The 20504-nt window shown below is 38.4% G+C and carries 21 protein-coding genes; 8 read left to right on the top strand and 13 right to left on the bottom strand.

What is annotated here, in order from left to right:
• Positions 1–131: 131 nt before the first annotated feature.
• Positions 132–692 carry an FxsA family protein gene (locus F2A31_RS08885; RefSeq protein ID WP_075315694.1) on the top strand — a complete coding sequence of 187 codons (561 nt, stop codon included), beginning with the start codon at positions 132–134 and terminating at the stop codon, positions 690–692.
• 42 nt (positions 693–734) lie between these two features.
• Here the strand turns inward: F2A31_RS08885 and F2A31_RS15795 are convergent, their stop codons facing one another.
• A complete protein-coding gene (locus tag F2A31_RS15795; RefSeq protein WP_171490576.1) occupies positions 735–911 on the bottom strand; it encodes a hypothetical protein in 177 nt (58 codons plus the stop codon).
• 239 nt (positions 912–1150) lie between these two features.
• On the opposite strand from F2A31_RS15795, the gene F2A31_RS08880 reads away from it, so the two are divergent.
• Complete coding sequence (locus tag F2A31_RS08880) at positions 1151–1408, top strand: hypothetical protein (protein ID WP_171490575.1); 258 nt, start codon at positions 1151–1153, stop codon at positions 1406–1408.
• A gap of 71 nt (positions 1409–1479) precedes the next feature.
• On the opposite strand, the gene metK is transcribed toward F2A31_RS08880, so the two are convergent.
• Positions 1480–2646 carry a methionine adenosyltransferase gene (metK, locus tag F2A31_RS08875; protein WP_150026088.1) on the bottom strand — a complete coding sequence of 389 codons (1167 nt, stop codon included), beginning with the start codon at positions 2644–2646 and terminating at the stop codon, positions 1480–1482.
• Between the two features lie 384 nt (positions 2647–3030).
• Here metK and tkt point away from each other — a divergent pair, with 384 nt between their 5' ends.
• The 3 genes from tkt to F2A31_RS08860 all read left to right on the top strand — a co-directional run bounded on the left by tkt (position 3031) and on the right by F2A31_RS08860 (position 6144).
• Positions 3031–5019, top strand: a complete 1989-nt coding sequence (gene tkt, locus F2A31_RS08870) for a transketolase (RefSeq protein ID WP_150026087.1) — start codon at positions 3031–3033, stop codon at positions 5017–5019.
• 73 nt (positions 5020–5092) lie between these two features.
• A complete protein-coding gene (locus F2A31_RS08865; RefSeq protein ID WP_150027740.1) occupies positions 5093–5626 on the top strand; it encodes a DUF3916 domain-containing protein in 534 nt (177 codons plus the stop codon).
• 17 nt (positions 5627–5643) lie between these two features.
• Entirely contained in the window at positions 5644–6144 is a 501-nt protein-coding gene (locus tag F2A31_RS08860) for a hypothetical protein (RefSeq protein WP_150026086.1), read from the top strand.
• A gap of 13 nt (positions 6145–6157) precedes the next feature.
• Here the strand turns inward: F2A31_RS08860 and F2A31_RS08855 are convergent, their stop codons facing one another.
• The gene (locus F2A31_RS08855; protein WP_150026085.1) at positions 6158–6568 is read right to left on the bottom strand and encodes an OsmC family protein; all 411 of its coding nucleotides are present in this window, start codon (positions 6566–6568) and stop codon (positions 6158–6160) included.
• Positions 6569–6674: 106 nt separating this feature from the next.
• Positions 6675–7766, bottom strand: coding sequence for an AOC03_06830 family ribosome hibernation factor (locus tag F2A31_RS08850; protein ID WP_150026084.1), 1092 nt, complete (start codon positions 7764–7766; stop codon positions 6675–6677).
• 270 nt (positions 7767–8036) lie between these two features.
• On the opposite strand from F2A31_RS08850, the gene F2A31_RS08845 reads away from it, so the two are divergent.
• Positions 8037–8618, top strand: coding sequence for a YceI family protein (locus F2A31_RS08845; RefSeq protein ID WP_075315502.1), 582 nt, complete (start codon positions 8037–8039; stop codon positions 8616–8618).
• An 81-nt stretch (positions 8619–8699) separates the two neighbouring features.
• Here the strand turns inward: F2A31_RS08845 and F2A31_RS08840 are convergent, their stop codons facing one another.
• From F2A31_RS08840 to F2A31_RS08830, 3 genes are all read right to left on the bottom strand, one after another.
• On the bottom strand, positions 8700–9212 hold the full coding sequence (locus F2A31_RS08840) for a GNAT family N-acetyltransferase (protein WP_228715628.1): 513 nt from the start codon (positions 9210–9212) through the stop codon (positions 8700–8702).
• A gap of 57 nt (positions 9213–9269) precedes the next feature.
• The gene (locus F2A31_RS08835) at positions 9270–9527 is read right to left on the bottom strand and encodes a YjhX family toxin (protein ID WP_004638831.1); all 258 of its coding nucleotides are present in this window, start codon (positions 9525–9527) and stop codon (positions 9270–9272) included.
• A 258-nt stretch (positions 9528–9785) separates the two neighbouring features.
• Entirely contained in the window at positions 9786–10319 is a 534-nt protein-coding gene (locus F2A31_RS08830; RefSeq protein ID WP_150026082.1) for a lecithin retinol acyltransferase family protein, read from the bottom strand.
• 166 nt (positions 10320–10485) lie between these two features.
• Here F2A31_RS08830 and F2A31_RS08825 point away from each other — a divergent pair, with 166 nt between their 5' ends.
• The gene (locus tag F2A31_RS08825; protein WP_150026081.1) at positions 10486–11220 is read left to right on the top strand and encodes a phosphodiester glycosidase family protein; all 735 of its coding nucleotides are present in this window, start codon (positions 10486–10488) and stop codon (positions 11218–11220) included.
• A 39-nt stretch (positions 11221–11259) separates the two neighbouring features.
• On the opposite strand, the gene F2A31_RS08820 is transcribed toward F2A31_RS08825, so the two are convergent.
• From F2A31_RS08820 to putA, 4 genes are all read right to left on the bottom strand, one after another.
• The gene (locus F2A31_RS08820) at positions 11260–11487 is read right to left on the bottom strand and encodes a hypothetical protein (RefSeq protein ID WP_113997366.1); all 228 of its coding nucleotides are present in this window, start codon (positions 11485–11487) and stop codon (positions 11260–11262) included.
• Between the two features lie 248 nt (positions 11488–11735).
• Positions 11736–12821: a tRNA (uridine(54)-C5)-methyltransferase TrmA gene (gene trmA, locus F2A31_RS08815; RefSeq protein ID WP_150026080.1), complete on the bottom strand. Its 1086-nt coding sequence runs from the start codon at positions 12819–12821 to the stop codon at positions 11736–11738.
• An 82-nt stretch (positions 12822–12903) separates the two neighbouring features.
• A complete protein-coding gene (locus F2A31_RS08810) occupies positions 12904–13386 on the bottom strand; it encodes a GrpB family protein (protein ID WP_004638840.1) in 483 nt (160 codons plus the stop codon).
• A 99-nt stretch (positions 13387–13485) separates the two neighbouring features.
• On the bottom strand, positions 13486–17250 hold the full coding sequence (gene putA, locus F2A31_RS08805; protein WP_150026079.1) for a trifunctional transcriptional regulator/proline dehydrogenase/L-glutamate gamma-semialdehyde dehydrogenase: 3765 nt from the start codon (positions 17248–17250) through the stop codon (positions 13486–13488).
• A gap of 200 nt (positions 17251–17450) precedes the next feature.
• On the opposite strand from putA, the gene F2A31_RS08800 reads away from it, so the two are divergent.
• Positions 17451–17942, top strand: coding sequence for an Lrp/AsnC ligand binding domain-containing protein (locus tag F2A31_RS08800; protein ID WP_109440375.1), 492 nt, complete (start codon positions 17451–17453; stop codon positions 17940–17942).
• Between the two features lie 43 nt (positions 17943–17985).
• Here F2A31_RS08800 and putP read toward each other — a convergent pair whose 3' ends face one another.
• Both putP and gcvH read right to left on the bottom strand, forming a co-directional pair.
• Positions 17986–19482 (bottom strand): sodium/proline symporter PutP, encoded by a 1497-nt coding sequence (gene putP, locus F2A31_RS08795; RefSeq protein ID WP_150026078.1) that lies wholly within the window; start codon positions 19480–19482, stop codon positions 17986–17988.
• 571 nt (positions 19483–20053) lie between these two features.
• Positions 20054–20428, bottom strand: coding sequence for a glycine cleavage system protein GcvH (gene gcvH, locus F2A31_RS08790; protein WP_004638847.1), 375 nt, complete (start codon positions 20426–20428; stop codon positions 20054–20056).
• Positions 20429–20504: the final 76 nt, after the last annotated feature.

Below are 20504 nucleotides of genomic sequence, written 5' to 3'. Positions count from 1 at the left end.
GAAGACTTGATAAATCTAAAAAAGTACCCATCTCATTATTTAGTTATTTTTTTATTTGCTGTACTGGATTTACTTTTATAAACTCTGTGCTGCACATTTTTTCAACCTTCTGAGATAGACGAAGCTTTGACATGAATCTACTTCTTATCGTGGTATTTGGCACAATTGCTGAAGTTTTAGTATGGATCGGTGTGGGCGACCTTGTGGGGAGTATGTGGTACGTATTCTTCTGGTTTATTATCGCCTTCTTTATCGGTCTTAATATTATGCGTTCAAGCACGTCAAGTATTATGCCGCAATTACAACAAATGCAAATGACAGGGCAGCTTGGTAGTGATCCAGCAGTAACGAAAAAGATAGCGTTAGCAATGTCTGGTTTCTTATTAATGATCCCAGGATTGATCTCGGATGTGTTAGCAGTACTTGTACTTATTCCAGCTGTTCAAACTGGTCTTCGTAATGCATTAATGAAAACTATGGCGAAACGTCAGCAAGCGATGATGGATCAAATGATGAATGGAATGGGTGGCGGTGCTGCAGGGCAAAATCCTTTTGCCGATATGATGCGCCAAATGCAGGAGATGCAGAGACAGCAAGGTGGTGGTCAGTATCAAGATTCAACCATTATTGATGGTGAGGCGAGAGAAGTAAAACCAGAGCAGAAGAAAATTGAGTTTAAAGATGTAAACTAAACTATAAATAAACAATAGGAGCACACTTTAAAAGTGTGCTTTTTATTGCTCGTTTTTTGATATAGGCGTGTGTTTTCCTTCTGCTTCTAAAGCTAATTCTTTGATTTGAGGTTGATATTGGCTTGCAACGAGAGTTGTTAGTTTATTTTCTGATTGTTTGTAATTACGACTGCGGTTAGCACGTTCTCTGAATCCGCCTTTATTAATCAATTGGGTCATGGATCTGATCCTGCAATCAAGAAGAGGTTAAAGAATATTTTAGCAAATAATAGTTGGGTAATCCCTATATAACTCTCTCTTGTCTGTCAAATATCACATTAAATTGTCATAAAGTTTTGTTATCTTGACTTTATATCTCAGAAATCTTGATTGAATTCTTATTTTTTTTCTCATAGGATGAAGCTATGGTCGTAAAACTGCTACCAAATGAAAATAAAAAATAAGAAGTGGGAGGATAGATGATGTTATCTCAATATCATTGTGCATGCTGTGACAAGGTTGTTGCATCAACAGACAAAGAGTGTCCCTACTGTGGTTCACAACATATTCGTAGCCCATATGGCTTATGGATGCTCTGTATCGCTGCTTGTTTAGTGGTTGTCGTGATTGCCAAGCTTGTACATGTTTATGTTCAGCAGAATCATGAAGATCAAGTTGTACAAAAGAATTCACTATTTGAAATTTTTAAACATGAAAATACACGTACAAAAAACTAGATATATTCACTGGAAATAAAAAAAGCTCACAGATCGTGCTGTGAGCTTTAAGCTATTTTAAAATTTGAGGATTACAACCCTGCTGCATCTTTTAGGATGTCAACTTTATCTGTTTTTTCCCACGTAAATGCAGTATCTGAGCCTTCACGACCAAAATGGCCATAAGCGGCAGTTTGTTTGTACATTGGTTGAATCAGATTAAGCATACGAGTAATGCCGTAAGGGCGTAAGTCAAAATGTTCACGAACCAATTGAACAATTAATTCATCTGATACTTTGCCCGTATTGAATGTATTGATCGAGATAGATGTTGGTTCTGCAACACCAATTGCATAACTCACCTGAATTTCACATTTGTCTGCTAAACCTGCCGCAACAATATTTTTTGCCACATAACGGCCTGCATATGCCGCTGAACGGTCAACTTTTGATGGATCTTTACCAGAGAAAGCGCCACCACCATGACGTGCCATACCGCCGTAGGTATCTACAATAATTTTACGACCTGTTAAACCACAGTCACCTACAGGGCCGCCAATCACAAACATACCAGTTGGATTGATGTGGAATTTTGTTCCAGCATGAAACATCTCAGCAGGAATGATTGGTTTAACAATTTCTTCAATCACTGCTTCTTTTAACTGGATTTGAGAAATTTCAGGATCATGTTGAGTTGATAAAACAACTGCATCTAAACGTACAGGTTTGCCATTTTCATAAGCAAATGTTACTTGGCTTTTTGCATCTGGGCGTAACCATGGTAATGCACCTGAACGACGTAATTCTGCTTGACGCTCCATTAAACGGTGCGCATAAGAGATTGGGGCAGGCATCAACACGTCAGTTTCACGGCTTGCATAACCGAACATAAGACCTTGGTCACCTGCACCTTGATCTTCTGGCTTCTGGCGATCAACACCTTGTGCAATCTCAGGAGACTGTTTACCGATCATGTTGATCACAGCACAAGTTGAACCATCGAAACCTAAATCAGAATGGTGATAACCGATTCCATTTACGGTTTGACGTACAATCGCTTCAAAGTCCACATTTGCTGTCGTAGTGATTTCACCAGCAAGAACAACCGCACCTGTTTTTACTAATGTTTCACAAGCGACACGCGCATACGGGTCTTCTCTTAGGATTGCATCTAAAATTGCATCGCTAATTTGGTCAGCCATTTTGTCTGGATGACCTTCGCTTACAGATTCTGAAGTAAAAACAGCATACTCGCGCATGAACGTCCTATCATTGGTATTTTCAAAAAGACAGAGTATGTTACATCGACTTGAAGGATAGGACTAGCACAAGCTGACCAAAAAGCATGAATTTATTTCATTTTTATTGTGTTTTTATTGATATGTGTATCAACAAAACTAATATATTGTGCTGTTTTTAAGCGAATTAGGTGGATTGGATTTTTTATGAGGGTGTTGTAATTTACTGATTTTTGTTTATCTCATGAACATTTATACACGGAATCACAAATGAATGTGTGAAAAATAAGAAATATCGTGTATTGGACTTTACCCACTGTGATTTTTTTAAGACAATAGTCTCAGTTTTTGTAAGATGATTTCTCATCTTTCTCTCTCAAATTTATTGAATGTGGATTCTGACCTATGACGACCCCTTTAAATGAACGTCGTATTGCAAATGCAATTCGTGTCTTGGCTATGGATGCTGTGCAACAAGCAAACTCAGGGCATCCTGGTGCTCCAATGGGGATGGCAGATATCGCTGACGTAGTTTGGCGTGAATTTTTAAATCATAACCCGACAAATCCACAATGGGCAAACCGTGACCGTTTTGTATTGTCAAATGGTCATGGTTCTATGTTGCAATATGCGTTATTGCATTTGACGGGCTATGATTTGTCTATAGAAGATTTAAAACAGTTTCGTCAATTGCACTCTAAAACTCCTGGTCATCCAGAATTAGGTTATGCACCGGGTATTGAAACGACAACTGGTCCGTTAGGTCAGGGTATTGCCAATGCAGTGGGTTTTGCTTTAGCTGAGAAAACTTTAGCTGCTCAGTTCAACAAAGACGACTTAAAGATTGTTGATCACTTCACTTACTGTTTCTTGGGTGATGGCTGCTTGATGGAAGGTATTTCACATGAAGCATGTTCACTTGCAGGGACTTTAGGTCTTGGTAAGCTTGTTGTTTACTATGATGACAATGGTATTTCGATTGACGGTGAAGTTGAAGGTTGGTTTAGTGACGATACTGAACAGCGCTTTAATGCTTATGGCTGGCAAGTACTTCGTGTAGACGGGCATGATGCTGATGCAATTCGCCAAGCAACTGTTGAAGCGAAAGCAGAAAGCAATAAACCAACGATCATTATCTGTAAAACGATTATTGGTTTAGGCTCACCGAATAAACAAGGTAAAGAAGATTGCCACGGTGCACCACTTGGTAAAGATGAGATTGCTTTAACGCGTGAAGCATTGGGCTGGAAAGAAGATGCATTCGTAATTCCTCAAGATGTTTATGCAGCTTGGGATGCAAAAGCGAAAGGTCAAACTTCTGAAGCCGCTTGGAATGAATTGTTTGCTCAATACCAAGCAAAATATCCAACTGAAGCGGCTGAATTATTGCGTCGCATCAATGGTGATTTACCTGCTGATTTTGCTGAAAAAGCAGATGCTTTCATTGCTGAAACTAATGCTAAAGCTGAAACCATTGCGACACGTAAAGCAAGCCAAAATACATTGCAAGCATTTGGCCCATTACTTCCTGAATTATTGGGTGGTTCTGCCGATTTAGCTGGTTCTAACTTAACACTTTGGAAAGGTTGCCAAGGCGTACAAGAAAATCCAGCAGGCAACTATGTGTACTATGGTGTTCGTGAATTCGGTATGACGGCAATTGCAAACGGTGTAGCTTTACACGGTGGTTTTGTTCCTTACGTTGCTACATTCTTGATGTTTATGGAATATGCACGTAATGCAGTGCGTATGTCAGCATTAATGAAGCAACGTGTGATTCATGTTTATACGCATGACTCAATTGGTTTAGGTGAAGATGGTCCTACGCATCAACCAATCGAACAAATTGCATCATTGCGCGGTACACCAAACTTAAATACTTGGCGTCCATGTGACACAGTTGAAGCTGCTGTTTCTTGGAAATCTGCGCTTGAGCGTAAAGATGGTCCGACAGCACTCATTTTCTCTCGTCAAAACTTACCATTCCAAGCACGTAATGAAGCTCAAATTCAAAACGTGGCGAAAGGTGGTTATGTACTTGCTGAAGAAAAAGGCGAGTTGAAAGCAATTATCATCGCAACTGGTTCTGAAGTTTCATTGGCAATGGAAGCGTATGCACAACTTGAAGGTGTGCGTGTCGTGTCTATGCCATGTGCAGAAGAGTTCATGAAGCAAGATGCTGCATACCGTGAAGCAGTATTACCTGCACATATTCGTGCACGTGTAGCGGTTGAAGCGGCTCATGTAGATTACTGGTGGAAGTTTGTTGGTTTAGATGGTAAAGTGATCGGTATGACCACTTACGGCGAATCTGCACCAGCAAAAGACTTGTTCCAATTCTTCGGTATTACGACTGAAGCTGTTGTTGCTGCGGTTAAAGAACTGACTGCTTAATTGAATTAAGTGGTATAAAAAAGCGTCCTGATTAAGGACGCTTTTTTTTATGATGATTAAATGGAATATAAAAATGAGACGGTTTGCATTATCAAATAAAAAAGAACGGGGGATTCCACGTAAATTAAGGAATCTTAGGCTTTGGAGTGAAAGTTTTAAAGGGTATTTCCCTGATTTAGAGGGGTACGAAGAGCGATATTATAATTGGAAAATACCTGTAGCTATGAATCTTGTTCAGGGAAAACACGCTCAACAAGAAATAAAGGCACTGTGTGCTCAATATCTTATTAATGCATGTCAGTATTTAATTGAGGCAAAACCTGTTGACATGAAATTCTGTAAAGTCGTGTGTGTCATTATTCAGCCTGATATGTTTGCCAGCGAAATTTGTTTGTATCTAGATGAAGATTATTTTAACTCCCATACTTTGTTGGCAGAATATTACGATCCTCAATATCTTTTAGCGGATGACATGAGCTTATCTCGGAGATGGGGATTGGAAGTTCCTGAAAAAATCAAGGAGCGAGGAATACATATTCACTATGTTGATCTAAAGGATGTAGCAGATAATTATATAACCGATCAGTGGTACTTTATTGAAGAATAAAAGATTGGGATATTGTAATGAGAAATGAATTCAAACTTAGTGCTTTTGAAGAAATATTAAATGATATTAAATATTGGTATTTGGAAAATCTAAATAAAAAAGAAATGTTTTGGCAGTGGGCAGAATATAATTTTTTATATCGTGCATTACAAGAAAGTTTCAAAAATAAAAATGGCGACCCAGCATTTGGTGGTGATTATGCTTATCGTATGCAGACTTATTTTGAAGAGGCTATTCAAGCGCGGGTTAAATATCATCACATGCCAAGTTGGGAAAAGTTAAAGGGGAAAATATTAGTATTTGATGTGTATTCATCGATGTTTGACTGTTTAGGTGAAAAAGAAACAGGTGGGTTTATCGATGGTTGTGATACACCACCACCTGAGTTTTGGATTCATTTCGATGGAAAAAATTTATATTCATTTATTCCAAATGAGCTCACAAATAGTGTCGACTTAGCAATAGATATCTCGATGAGTGGCTCATTGGAATGGTATACGGATGTGGTTGAAATTTAGTGTAATAGGTCACTCATCCAATAGCTAATTCACTCTGAATCGAAATATTTGACGTTAATAACTTATGAATCGGGCAGCTTTCCGCGACTTTTAATAAACGTTTGTGCTGATCGTCAGTAAATTCACCTTTAAGAACAATTTTACGCTCGATATTGTTATGACCTGATTCAGGTTGACCATTTGGGTTTAAACTCAAATCAACTTGAACGTGGTCAAGTTTAATTCCTTTATGTTTAGCGTACATTTCCAAGGTAATGGTAGTGCAAGCACCTAAAGTAGAAAGTAAAAGCTGAACAGGGTTGGGTGCTGTATCTTGACCACCTTTATCAGCAGGCTCATCCGCATGCCATGTATGGCCAGATGCATCAGTCAGTGTTACGCGATAAGGGGTCAAAGTGCTTTCAGCTTGTACAGAATAAGTCATGATTTACCTTGTTGTTGGTATAAATGATTGAGCATATCTCAAAAGTGTTGCTTATTGGATGAAAATAAGGACATTAAAGCCCTTATTTTCAACGAGTTTGAATATTTTAATAGCGCGCTTTGGCTAATAGGTTAGCATTTTGATCTAAAAACTCAGCATCTAAGAAGTGAGCTTTACCACCATGATGGATTACCGTCGATAATATATCATCTACTATATCATCAGTCGTTGTCGTACCAGTATCAAGTTCAACAGTAGACGTTGCTGAATCAATATTCGCTGGCTGTATGTAACCTTTTTTAATAAAGATTTGGTCAAGGCGACCCTCATTTGCAGCACGGTAAATTGATGATAAATCCTCAATCAATAAATTCTGACTCTTTGCTTGATTGATTTCAGTTTGAGCAACTTCCTGAAGTTTGGTTCGGTATAAATTTACTTGCTCTTGGGCTTCTTCAATAATCAAGCGTGCTTCTGCTTCCAAGTTTGTACTGTTGGTTACAGTTGCCACAATTGCGCTTGGATTGTCACAGACTTGTTGATAAAAAGAGACGGTCCGTTCATCGCCAACGACAATAATTGGTAAAGGATTTTGTTTATAGATTTCTTGGACACTTTTATCAATACGATTCAGAAACTCTTTAATATAGTTTTCTTCTTTCGTGGCATTTGAGCGATCATTTGAGCTCGTTGTATAAAGATGTGTATTTTCTATTGGAAACTCAAGGTTTTGTAACTCATCTTCTTCATTAAACTCATGAACCAATTGATCATTGAAAACTTCAAATAACCGTCCGTTTGTTCTTGAAACAATCACCATATAATAATGAACGGAGCTATTCAATTCTCGAAGAATATCACGAGTTGCGAAATGTCGATCAATGATCACACGTGGTTTAACTTTGAATGGGAAGTTGAAAATTTGGGTATTTTCCGGTGTAGAAAAGATCGCTAAGGTATCAAGGTTGTAATTGTGGTTGTGTTCAGCGAGTTCTTTTTCAATTCGTTCTAAATGTGTTTCTGCTTCACGTTTGTCATAAGTTTCAGATAAGCGAGTTTCTAATTCCTTGAGTGCGTTTTTTAATGCAATTGCATCTTGTTGATTGTCAGGGAAAGTACGATGCGTTGGGACAAAAATGCTGATTGCTGGATTGGCTTGAATTGTGTTTAGTTCATCAAATACTTGTTGTAAATTCATGGTGTTTCCTCTAATGAAAATATTAAAATTTTTTAAAGGTGATTAATTTTTATAACATCGTTTGTAAATAATCATGGTTAAAAAATGATAAGTTTTGTATAGCGCGAATTTGTGTAAGTTATGCTTTATTGTCGTTTTTGTGATTTTGTTATCTCTATAGCTCAGAAGTCGTTGCAAAAATAAAACACTGTGTCATAAATCAACCGCAGTTTATTCCTACACTTTTCTACTACAATCAATGAAATTTTGAAAAAATGATTCGAGGATGCCATGAACACATTAAAAACGTTATCTCTAGGTGTATGTTTAGTATTAGGCTCAACACTAGTACAAGCAAAGGCTGTTGATTACAAAATTGATCCAACCCATACAGCAACTGTTTTTAGCTGGAATCATTTTGGTTTTTCTACACCAAGTGCAAATTTCACCGATATTCAAGGTGTAATTAAAGTTGATAATGCAAAACCAGAGAATTCTTCAGTAAATGTGACAATCCCGGTTAGCAGCGTAAATACAAATGTTGTTGCACTAGATAAAGAATTCCAAGAAGAAGCTTGGTTTAATGCTGCAAAATATCCAAACATCACTTTTAAAAGTACGAAAGTTGAAACTAAGGATAAAAAGCACTTCAAAATTACAGGTGATTTGACTGTAAAAGGCGTAACTAAACCAGTGGTATTAGATGCGGTATTAAATAAACAGGGCGAGCATCCGATGGCAAAAGTTCCTGCAATTGGCTTTAATGCAACCACTTCATTTGATCGTTCAGCATTTGGTATTGGAAATTACGTACCGAATGTTGGAGATAAAATTACTGTAAATATTACAACTGAAGCAACTGCAGCTAAGTAATATTTAGGAAAATAAAAAAAGCTCAGGTCAATACCTGAGCTTTTTTTATTGTTTTTACGCAATCATAAATGCATACAAGCATTAATTTATCGCATTAAAAGCATCTGAATATGTCACTTTTCCTGTCGGTGTATGATCATAAAAAGGCAAAATTTGAAAATATTCAGCAGGCACACCATCCAAAATCAGTTTTGGATCTGCTTTAAATCCAAATCGGCCATAATATTGAGGATCTCCAAGCAATACACAGCCCAAAGCGTCTAGATCTTTTAATGCTTCAAGACCAGCATGTATTAACTTCGCTCCAACACCTTTACCCTGAAAATCAGGCAGTACAGAAATAGGCCCTAAACCATACCAACCAGTTGTAGCATCTGATATTTGAACAGGCGAAAATGCAATATGCCCGATAACCTGATGATCACGTTCAGCAACCAGTGAAAGTGTTAGTTGGTTAGAATCTCTTAATACATTTACAATGAACTGCTCTGTATGACTCGAATATTTCTCACGTTCAAAAGCTAATCGAGTTAAATCAAAAATAGCATTTATATCGGTTGGATTTTCATCACGAATGATTAAATTCATATTCATTTTCTCTTGAGTATCTTGATCTAAAATGTCACGATTTTTTCGATCAATGGTTGCATATTAACGATTGTCTAATTGTGGGCGCACTGATCTAAGCCCGTGTAAATTGATTTGATAGGGCTGTCCATTAAGTGATTTGATCAGTTTCTTCTTTTTTAACTTGTTAAAGGTTTCAAGACTACAATCAGACAGCAGGAAACCTTCTCGGCTGTAACACTCTACAGCGATAGTTTGACCAGCGTCATTACGAAGTTTTACGATTTTTCCGCCTTTAGCTAAGACGTGTAGAGTCCTTTGTTCGGACTTAGATAGGTTCATGTTGTATCCAGATATAAGTAATCATAAGCAAAGTTAAGCTTTTAAAAGCCAATAAAATCGCGTCGATAACCCATTTCAATATGCTATTGAAATACGATTATCAGATTACTGCTATCTCCAACATAAAATTCTCGATGAGAAGTAGATTGATACGAAATGTACCGAGTAAGAGGATTGTATACAAGCAGATATCAGAAGTAAATATCTGTGTGAATATACATTAGGCTTGAAAATTTGTTTTCGATAGAAGCTACTTTATTATTTTTTTGAATTTTTCTCTTTAAGTTGTAAATAGATGGGGATTGGTTTTTTTGCCTGTTTTCTCAACATGAGTTTGATGTATAACACGATCGCGAAACAAGCGGTGGCGACTGTAAGCATAAGGCTATTCATATAGCTCATTAGTGAACTTACATAACCAATCGTCGTTAGTCTTCGTTGCATACGCTCAACTTGGGTACTGGATTCAATGCCTGTAATCGCCCAAGTACATAGGTGTTCGCAATTATTGATAATTAAATGGTAGTTGTTTTCATGCATCCGCGAGCGCATCCGTTTTACGACAACTTTTGCTTTATATCGAGGCGAAGGGTAATGGCGAATGTAAATGGGTTTACCTCGAGCAAAACGCTGAAGGGTAGTCATTTCAATGGGATGTTTTTTAAAGATATGAGCAAAACCAGAGTAATGGATCACACGTCCACGACCTGCATAAATTCCATGATGGCTATAGCCAAAATGTTTCACAATGAGATGCGCGCCGAGCGGAAAGCGTCGATGTTTTTGTTGCATGCGGATACAAGATCTTTGTATTTACACTTGTATTCTAATCAAAAACACTGAATCAATCGAGTAACTTTATGGTTTGAATGGCCTGAATATGTTTGGAGATTGTATCTGGATTTTTGCGTTATATTGTTAATTGAGAAGATTGTATTTATTCAAAATAGAGATGCGTATGAGAGCTGGTTTCCCGATATTACTTACATTATTGGCTATGCCGAATGCTTTTGCTATGCAGCATCACGTTTATCAATTTGAACGTGTTAATTATAGCGTGGTAGAGGTTCAAGACCTCAATGTGTTGAAGCTCTATTTAAAAAGCCCAAAAACTAATCGTTATTATCACAAGTTTTCTAATATTCAAAGTGAGTTGCAAGCGTGCGAGCGTTTAGACTTTGCCATGAATGCAGGCATGTATCATCCAGATTTTCAACCTGTTGGCTTATATATAGAAGATGGAAATGAAGTGGTTGCATTAAATGAAGATCGTGGTTTTGGAAATTTCTTTATGCAGCCCAATGGCGTGTTGGCTTGGAATCAAACACAAGCAATCATAAAAACAACATCTGAATATAAGCAGCAAGGTTTTGATGCCATATATGCAACTCAGTCTGGACCTATGTTGATTTATGATGGAAAGATAAATCCTAAATTTTTACCCAACTCGAACTCTTTGAAAGTTCGTAATGGTGTGGGTATTAAAGACAATACATTGTATTTCGTCATATCACAGCAACGTGTGAGTTTTTATCAGTTTGCACAATTTTTCAAACAGCAATTGTTAGTAGAGAATGCTTTATACCTTGATGGTTCTATTTCAAGTTTCTATTCTGCAAAAACTAAACAGCATGATCGCGTGATGAATTTAGGGCCGATTGTGGCAGGTGTGAAGGGGGATCAATGTAGATAGTACCTAATCCCTTTATAATAAAAGGGATTAGGTTTTGTTTTATTGAATTGGTGGGTTGATCATTTCAAGAAGCTCTTTACGGCTGTAGCCTCGAGAAATAAGTACCTTTTTGATGCCTTTAATTACGTCTTCGTCTGTTGCTTTAACCAGAGCTTCCAATAATTGTTCGTTTGTTTTACATGAGCAATCATTTTCGACGCAAGCAATTTGATTCTTATGTTCATTATGCTGTTGTTCAGCAGAGAACAGTTTTTCCCAAAAACTCATAGAGCCTTTCATATTCGGTTTAACATAGATCGAAATATAATCAATCTAAAATAAAATACAAGCCAGAAACAGTGATAAAAGCAGCAGTTAGACTCTGATTTTTCCGATGGTAATTGGTGAAATCAACGAAAATATGACATTGTTATGACTTGATATTTAAAGAATAATATTTTTTGTTTTTAAAAGTATTTAGAAATTAAAGAGTTAAAATTCTCTTTAATTTCTAGTGTTACATTGACATAATTTGTTTAAATTTTTTCGAGCAAAACACCTGACTCAATATGGTGTGTAAATGGGAATTGATCGAATAAAGCAAATTTGCTGATACGGTGGGTTTGAGTCAAAGTTTTTAAATTATCATGCAGCGTGTCAGGGTTGCAGGATATGTAGATAATTCGTTCGAATCCTTGCATAAGTGCCAAAGTTGCATCATCAATGCCCGCACGTGGTGGATCAACAAAGATCGTATCAAACTGGTAGCTTTGAATGTCTATATTTGCTTCTTGTAAGCGTCTAAACTCACGCTCACCTTCATAGGCTTGAGTAAATTCTTCAGCTGAAAGACGTGCAACTTGGATATTTTCAATCTGATTTTGTTCAATATTCCATTGTGCCGCATAGACTGAGCTTTTTGCGAGTTCTGTTGCAAGAACACGATTAAATTTTAAGGACAGTGGCAGGGTGAAGTTACCATTACCACAATACAATTCTAATAAATCTTTCTGTGAGTTTTGTGCTGCATCACACGCCCATTCAAGCATATGTTTGCAAACTTGTGCATTCGGTTGGGTAAAACTACTTTCGATCTGTTTGTATTTAAATATGCGTCCATGAACATTGAGTTGTTCAACAACATAGTCATCACCAACAATCACTTTTTGACCGCGGCTACGACCCATAATTTTAATGTTTAACTTTTCAGCTAAAGTTTTTGCAGCAGTTTCCCACTCACTGTCTAAATGACGATGATAGATGAGCGTCACTAACATTTCTCCGCTTAAGGTTGCGAGAAAGTCAGCTTCAAAAATACGTTGTGATAAGATTGGGACTGCTTTTAATTCCTCTAATAGACGAGGCATTAAGTCATTAATGCTTTGGTCGGCAATAGGAAACTCATCAATACGGATAACAGTTTTTTGTTTACCATCTTCAGCACGTTCAAACATGGCATAGAACAGATCATCATCAGTATGCCACAGACGAAATTCGGCACGCATACGAAAATGTTGTTCAGGTGATTGAAATACTTCTAAAGCAGGGGGATTGAACGGCGCAAATTGTGCAGTAATTCGTTCAACTTTCTCTTGAAGTTGCTGTTGATAAGATACGGTCATAACTACCAAAAATACAAAACAAATTTAGCTGTGAATGGTATCAAAAAAGCTGTACGAGGTGCAGGGAAATTGCGAGTTTCATTTATTTAATATCGTTATTCATCTTTAACACTCTTTGGATAAATTCAGCTTTTAATTCACGGTATCGATCTTGGGGGATTCCTGTGCAACTGCGCTTTAAAGCATTATATTGCTCAACAAGATCAGGTGATTCTTTTAACCTATCTCGGAAAATTAAAAAAAATCTAAATACTGATCCACTCGTAACAATTTGAAGAGCGACATCATTATCTAATGATTCCAGCATACAAAGTTCATTGGTACGCAAGGTATCAAGCTTTTCTTTAAAATTGAGCTTTTTAAGATTATCAATTGTTTCTAAGAAGTATTTTTGAGGAATTTCAATATAAATATCTAAGTCACCTTTTGAAACAGCGTTAGGGATTGCAGATGAACCTATGTGTTCAACGATTGCGTATGGGGTAAGGTTGAGTATTTGATTTTTGTATTTTTCAAAAAGTTGTTGGCAATGCTGTTGGTATTGATCGGGTGGAAAGAATTGCATATAGACGTTCTCATTTTTGTGAATAGCTTTAAGTCTAGAAAGTAATAAAAAACCCGAACCATGTAAACATGATTCGGGCTAGGAGATTGAGGACTAAAACTAGTCTTCAGATAAAGTCATCAAACTTGCATTACCGCCTGCTGCTGCAGTATTTACGCTAATGGCACGTTCGATGACGAGGCGTTCTAATGGAATCTGCTCACCTGTTTGAAAATGAGTAATACCAACGATAGCTCCTGAACGATTCGCAATTTTATGCTGTAAGGTTTGAAGCTGTTCTACTGAACCTTGATGTAATACAGCATCAAAGTGATCTGTTTCAACACGTGCAATGACTTTGATTGCTGCTAAAACTTCTTTTGGTAAAGATGCTTGATATTTAGCCAAGAATACGTTGTCTTTTAGCACTGCTGCTGAACTACCAACTGCAAAAATTGCAAGAAGTTGTTGTAGCTGAGCTGCTTCATCATTGGCAATTGAAAGCACACGATGACGAGGTAAGATAATGTATTGGTTGCTTTCACCCGTAGGGCCTTGCAACTCATAGAACTTACCTACACCAAATGCAGGAATCGTTGTAATTGCTTGAGGCATATTTTGGTTTGCCCAAGACAATAAGCTTTGATAAGCAACATTTGATACCGCATCAAATTGAGAAATTTCTGCTTTCACCGCAAATGGTGTAGCCAATACTTTCTCAGAACAATGTTCCATCAAACGGTACATATAAAGTGGGCCGCCCGCTTTCGGACCAGTACCAGATAAGCCTTCACCACCAAATGGTTGTACACCTACCACTGCACCCACGATATTGCGGTTAATATATAAGTTACCTACTTCCGCACGTTGGATCACAGTATTGATGGTTTCATCGATACGTGTGTGTAGACCCATGGTTAAGCCATAACCTTTGGCATTGATTCGATCGATCAATTGCTCAAGTTCACCATACTTATAAGTGATGATGTGCAATACAGGACCAAATACTTCACGCTCAAGGTCATCAAGGTTTGGTAATTCAATCGCAGTTGGCGGTACAAAAGTCCCTTGCGTAAGTGTTTGTTGGCTTGCAGCATCGTTAAACATCAATTGATGAACAGGGTAACCCTTAGATTTCATCTTTTGGATGTGGGTATCGATGGTTTGTTTTGCTTCAGTATCGATTACAGGACCAATGTCAGTTTTTAAGATCGCAGGGTTACCGACGATCAACTGTTGCATTGCGCCTTTTAACATTTTGATGACGGTTGCCGCGCTATCTTCTTGTACGCACAAGATACGAAGTGCAGAACAGCGTTGACCCGCACTGTCAAATGCAGAACTTACAACATCTAGAACCACTTGTTCAGTAAGTGCTGAAGAATCCACGATCATCGCATTTTGACCACCAGTTTCCGCGATTAACGGGATAGGCTGACCATTTGGAGATAAGCGTTTTGCCACAGTCTTTTGCAAGATTTTTGCAACTTCGGTAGAACCTGTGAACATGATGCCTTGAATACGATCATCTTGGCTCAGTTGAGCACCTACAGTTTCACCACGACCAGGAAGGAGTTGAACAGCACCATGTGGTACGCCAGCTTCCCACAAAATTTGGATTGCTTGTGCTGCAATAAGTGGGGTTTGTTCTGCAGGTTTAGCAATTACACAGTTACCGCTTACTAATGCTGCTGCAATCTGACCAGAGAAAATTGCAAGAGGGAAGTTCCATGGACTGATACAAAGAACGGTACCTAATGGTTTTATTTGTGCATGTGCAGGTAAATTCTCAATTTGAGTTGCGTAGTAACGTAAAAAGTCTACTGCTTCACGTACTTCTGCAATCGCATTGGCATAAGTTTTACCACTTTCACGGCAGAGTAAAACCATCAATTCCTGAATACGAGCTTCCATCAAATCAGCTGCACGTTTTAAGCAAGCTGCACGTTCAGTTTTATTTGTTGCAGCCCAACTTTGCTGTGCTTGTACTGCTGCTTCAAGTGCAAGTTGTACATCAGCACTCGTTGCTTCATTCACATAGCCCACAATTTCACTATTTTGTGCAGGGTTTGTAATTGCAATAGCATTACTTTCATCGTGAACAGTAGATTCAAAGCCAAGTAGCGGTGTGCTTTTCCAAATGTGGTGACGTAGCTTTTGTGCTGTTGCATTTAGATCAGCAAGTGGCGTGTCATTATTTAGGTCAAAACCATTTGAGTTTGGACGCAATGGGTATAAATCATGTGGAAGAGGAATTGCTGGGTGTTTTAATCCGAGCTGGCCTTCTTCTTTTGCAGCAGTTTGAATGTCTTTGATTGGTGATTGAATTAAATCATCAACTTTCAAAGTTTTGTCTGCGATACGGTTTACAAACGATGTGTTTGCGCCATTTTCAAGTAAACGACGAACTAAGTAAGCCAACAATGTTTCGTGGTTACCTACGGGTGCGTAGACACGACATGGAATACCGAGTTTATTATCTTCTTTTGAACCCACGACTTGCTCGTACAAAGGTTCACCCATTCCATGCAAGCATTGGAATTCGTATTGACCTGGGTAGTATTTACTTGGGTCAGCTAGGTTGTAAATCGTTGCAAGTGATTGCGCGTTGTGTGTTGCAAATTGTGGATATACTTGATCTGGTGCAGCAAGAAGTTTCTTCGCACAAGCGATGTATGACAAATCAGTGTGTACTTTACGGGTAAACACAGGGTAGTCAGTCATACCGTCAATTTGAGCTTTCTTGATCTCGCTGTCCCAATATGCACCTTTCACCAAACGGATCATCAAGCGTTTGTTACTGCGTTTAGCAAGGTCAACGATATAATCAACCACATAGAAACAACGCTTTTGATAAGCCTGGATAACGAAACCAATTCCTTTCCAATTGGCAAGTTTTGGTTCAAAACATAAACGCTCAAGTAATTCGAGTGAAATTTCTAAACGTTCAGATTCTTCAGCATCGATGTTTAAGCCGATATCATATTGTTTTGCTAAGCATGCAAGCTCAAAAACTTTGTTATAGAGTTCGTGATGAACACGGTCAATTTGGGCACGTTGGTAACGTGGGTGCAAAGCAGAAAGCTTAATTGAGATACCAGGACCGTCATATACACCACGGCCATTTGATGCTTTGCCAATCGCATGAATCGCTTGAGTGTAGTCGTTGTAGTAACGTTCAGCATCATGTTCAGTAAGTGCTGCTTCACCTAGCATATCGTACGAGTAGCGGAAACCTTTGTGTTCTAATGGTTTAGCATGTTCAAGTGCTTCTTCGATGGTTTCACCAGTTACAAACTGTTCGCCCATCATACGCATGGCAACATCCACCGCTTTACGAATGATACCGCGACCACTACGTGCTAGAAGTCCAGTTAAAACACTAGATAAACTCGTTTGTTTTGGTGTTTCCATCAGTTTGCCTGTGAGCATTAAGCCCCAAGCAGCAGCGTTTACGAACATGAGGTTACTTTGGCCGACATGCTCTTTCCAGTTACCTTGGTTGATTTTGTCGCGGATCAATAAATCACGTGTCGCTGTATCTGGAATACGAAGCAATGCTTCAGCTAAACACATGAGTGCAACACCTTCTTGAGAAGAAAGTGAAAACTCTTGAAGTAGACCTTGAACGATACCTGCTTTACCAGCTGAGCTTTTACGCTCACGTAAATTGTTTGCTAAGTTAAAAGCGAGTTCATAAATTTTTTGATCAAGATCAGGGGAGATATTGGCAGCTTCAGCAAGTTCTGCCACTGATTCAGGTTCTGCACGTCGCCAAGCAGTATTAATGCGTTGCTCAAACTCACTTTTTTCTTTAAATTCGGTGATATAAGCACCGTTGTTTTGAGTTGTGTCCATGTCTAGGCGGGTATCCAAAGTATTCATGCTAAATTCCGATAACAATCTTGAAGTTCTATCGGTATTTGATGCCTTGCTTGATGCAATATTAGCTTGCAGCGCGGTTAAAAAATAAAATACCAATAGACTCTATCTCTATTGAGTAGAGAGGTTTAGATAATTTATCATTACAGAATAAAACCCGTAGAACTCACTATATTTCGACCATTTTTTAGAGGAAAATTCAGTTGGATAGCCCAATTTATACTTTAGATCGAACTGATTTGAAAATTCTGGATATTCTTCAAACAGATGGGAGAATATCTAACAGTAAGTTAGCTGAATTAGTGAACTTGTCTCCAACTGCGGTGATGGCGCGCGTACAAAAGCTGACAAAGGATGAGTTTATTCTTGGTTACGAGGCAAAGCTCAATCCGAATAAGCTCAATGCAAATTTTTTAGTGTTTGTCGAAGTGCTTTTAGATAAAACAACACCCCATGTTTTGGATGATTTTATTGATGCTGTGACCCAACACCCAGAAATTGTTGAATGCCATATGGTGAGTGGAGGTTTTGATTTTTTGATTAAGTTGCGTAGTGCTGGTATGGAGGAGTTTCGCCGTATAGCAGGGCAAATCCTATGGCAACTCCCTGGTGTCAAAGAGACGCGGAGCTATCCAGTGATGCAAGTTGTAAAAGACAGCTCTAAAATCAAGATTAAATCGCGCGCAAAATACTAGATCAAAAAAAGGGGCTCGAAAGCCCCTTAAATTTATTGAAAAATTATTTCATTTCACGTGCATAGATTTCATCAGCTTGTTCAAAGCGACGTGTAACATTCGCATTTGGTGCTTTACCAAGTAAGCTGACAACAACAATGCTGATAAGTGCAAATACAAAACCTGGAATGATTTCATAAATACCTGTATCGCCAAAGAAGTTTTTCCAAACAATAACTGTTACAGCACCAACGATCATACCTGTCAATGCGCCGTTTAGTGTCATACGTTTCCAGAACAATGAAAGAATAATCAATGGACCAAATGCGGCACCAAACCCTGCCCAAGCATAAGCAACTAAGCCAAGAACTTTACTTTCAGGATTTTGTGCAAGGAATAACGCAAGCATAGCAACCACAAGTACCATACCACGACCGATCCAAACCAACTCTTTTTGAGAGGCATTTTTACGGATGATGCCTTTGTACAAATCTTCAGTTAAGGCACTCGAACAAACCAATAGCTGGCAACTCAAAGTACTCATAACCGCAGATAAGATTGCAGCAAGGATGATACCGACGACCCAAGGGTTGAATAGGATTTTAGTTAATTCCATAAACACGGTTTCAGGGTTAGCAGTAACTGCAGCGGCAAGTTCTGGATGTTGTTGGAAATACGCGATACCAACAAAACCAGAACCAACAGCACCTGCTAAACATAAAATCATCCATGTCATGCCGATACGACGAGCAGCAGGGATTGATTTCACTGAGTCAGCCGCCATGAAGCGAACTAAAATATGAGGTTGACCAAAATAGCCTAAACCCCATGCCGCTGCTGAAAGAATCGCAACCAAACTTAAATTCGAAGCAAAATCATAAGCATGAGGGCGAGCTGTTTCTACTAAAGCAGCAAATTCTGCAGCACCAGCATCCAATGAGAGGTAGGTGATAATTGGGAGCAGCAACAACGCAAAAATCATCAAGGCTGCTTGGAACGTATCCGTCCAGCTGATTGCTAAAAATCCGCCAATACAAACATAACCAATGGTTGCGAATGCGCCGAGCATCAATGCTGTGCCATAAGGGATTTCGAATAAGGTTTCAAACAAACGTGCACCAGCGACCATGCCAGAAGCACAATAAATCGCGAAGAAGACCAAAATAATCAAAGCGGATGTTACGCGTAAGATTTTTTTCTGATCATCGAAACGACCGGTGAAATAGTCAGGTAGGGTGAGGGCATTATTCTGCACTTCGGTATGTACACGTAACCGTCCTGCAACCAAATACCAGTTGAGCCATGCACCAATAATCAAGCCGATGGCGATCCATGATTCAGATAGTCCTGCCAAGTAAATCGCGCCGGGTAAACCCATGAGTAACCAACCACTCATGTCGGATGCACCAGCGGATAACGCGGTGACAAAACTGCCTAAACTCCGTCCTCCAAGAATATAATCATCAAGACTTTTGGTAGAAAAATAGGCGTACAGACCTATACCCAACATGGCGGTAATATATACCACGAACACAACAACAGTGGGATTAGAGAAATTCATAATGGATGCTTATCCTTATATATCCATAACGGTACAATCCCATCTGAATAGCCAAAAATTGATTTACTATTCTAATAAGACTGATAAGGTCACAGATTCAAGCATGAATGTTTTTTGAATTACTGTTATTTTTGTGTACATTAAGTGTATATTTTGTGTAATTGTGGTTAAGTGTATGAACCTTAATCACTTTATCCAAAAATAAAACATTTTTTGAGCTAGGAAAAGCATGTAAAACTCATTTCTTTATATAGAAATATTGCTTGTAGTTACAAAAGCCTAAATTTTTTAGAGTTAAAGTGATTAATTTGAATATAAAAATCCTAAAAGTACAAACGTATAATAAATTTTTTGGCAGAAAAAAGAGTCGTTCGATAAGTTGGTGGATTAATTGAACAAGATTTATGACGACTTTAGGTGGAGATTAGTTTTGCTTGAAAAGTATGCAAATCTGACTTTCGAAAGAATTTTTCGGGTGTTTCACATTATGGCTTTTGGCATCATGAATCAGTTTGTTATCGATAAAAAAGCCCAGCTGCGATAAGCTGGGCTGATTCAGGTTGATATAAAATTATAAACCAGACTCATATTCGCTATTGGATAGAAGCTTTTCCACATCAGCCATATTGTCTGGCTTGATTTTGTATATCCAACCTTTGCCATAAGGCTCTTCATTGACAAAATCAGGGTCATCTTCAAGGTCTAAATTCACTTCAACCACTGTACCTGAAACAGGTGCATGAATATCAGAAGCTGTTTTTACAGATTCGACGATACCCGCTTGTTCAGTAGCCGTGACTTTGCTACCAACTTCTGGGGTTTCAACATAGACTAAATCACCCAACTCATCTTGTGCATGGTCAGTAATACCAGTTACAACCAAGTCACCTTCGACTCTTACCCATTCATGCGTGCGCGCATATTTCAAATCCGCTGGATGATTCATGACAACTCCTTAACAATTTGTCGTATCATTTTTTCTAGCTTTATACAGGTTTTTCAATAAAAACAAAAGCATCGAT

It is taken from the genome of Acinetobacter suaedae, assembly GCF_008630915.1.
In the GTDB taxonomy this organism is placed as follows: domain Bacteria; phylum Pseudomonadota; class Gammaproteobacteria; order Pseudomonadales; family Moraxellaceae; genus Acinetobacter; species Acinetobacter suaedae.
This window is presented reverse-complemented; position numbering and strand designations above follow the sequence as displayed.

Bases quoted from the DNA above. Each gene is read 5' to 3' on its own strand.
- putA (WP_150026079.1), bottom strand. From the start codon at position 17,250: ATGAATACTTTGGATACCCGCCTAGACATGGACACAACTCAAAACAAC.
- tkt (WP_150026087.1), top strand. From the start codon at position 3,031: ATGACGACCCCTTTAAATGAACGTCGTATTGCAAATGCAATTCGTGTC.
- F2A31_RS08810 (WP_004638840.1), bottom strand. From the start codon at position 13,386: ATGCAATTCTTTCCACCCGATCAATACCAACAGCATTGCCAACAACTT.
- gcvH (WP_004638847.1), bottom strand. From the start codon at position 20,428: ATGAATCATCCAGCGGATTTGAAATATGCGCGCACGCATGAATGGGTA.
- F2A31_RS08825 (WP_150026081.1), top strand. From the start codon at position 10,486: ATGAGAGCTGGTTTCCCGATATTACTTACATTATTGGCTATGCCGAAT.
- trmA (WP_150026080.1), bottom strand. From the start codon at position 12,821: ATGACCGTATCTTATCAACAGCAACTTCAAGAGAAAGTTGAACGAATT.
- F2A31_RS08845 (WP_075315502.1), top strand. From the start codon at position 8,037: ATGAACACATTAAAAACGTTATCTCTAGGTGTATGTTTAGTATTAGGC.
- F2A31_RS08885 (WP_075315694.1), top strand. From the start codon at position 132: ATGAATCTACTTCTTATCGTGGTATTTGGCACAATTGCTGAAGTTTTA.
- F2A31_RS08865 (WP_150027740.1), top strand. From the start codon at position 5,093: ATGAGACGGTTTGCATTATCAAATAAAAAAGAACGGGGGATTCCACGT.
- F2A31_RS15795 (WP_171490576.1), bottom strand. From the start codon at position 911: ATGACCCAATTGATTAATAAAGGCGGATTCAGAGAACGTGCTAACCGC.
- F2A31_RS08830 (WP_150026082.1), bottom strand. From the start codon at position 10,319: ATGCAACAAAAACATCGACGCTTTCCGCTCGGCGCGCATCTCATTGTG.
- F2A31_RS08855 (WP_150026085.1), bottom strand. From the start codon at position 6,568: ATGACTTATTCTGTACAAGCTGAAAGCACTTTGACCCCTTATCGCGTA.
- F2A31_RS08835 (WP_004638831.1), bottom strand. From the start codon at position 9,527: ATGAACCTATCTAAGTCCGAACAAAGGACTCTACACGTCTTAGCTAAA.
- F2A31_RS08880 (WP_171490575.1), top strand. From the start codon at position 1,151: ATGATGTTATCTCAATATCATTGTGCATGCTGTGACAAGGTTGTTGCA.
- F2A31_RS08840 (WP_228715628.1), bottom strand. From the start codon at position 9,212: ATGAATATGAATTTAATCATTCGTGATGAAAATCCAACCGATATAAAT.
- F2A31_RS08820 (WP_113997366.1), bottom strand. From the start codon at position 11,487: ATGAGTTTTTGGGAAAAACTGTTCTCTGCTGAACAACAGCATAATGAA.
- F2A31_RS08850 (WP_150026084.1), bottom strand. From the start codon at position 7,766: ATGAATTTACAACAAGTATTTGATGAACTAAACACAATTCAAGCCAAT.
- metK (WP_150026088.1), bottom strand. From the start codon at position 2,646: ATGCGCGAGTATGCTGTTTTTACTTCAGAATCTGTAAGCGAAGGTCAT.
- F2A31_RS08860 (WP_150026086.1), top strand. From the start codon at position 5,644: ATGAGAAATGAATTCAAACTTAGTGCTTTTGAAGAAATATTAAATGAT.
- putP (WP_150026078.1), bottom strand. From the start codon at position 19,482: ATGAATTTCTCTAATCCCACTGTTGTTGTGTTCGTGGTATATATTACC.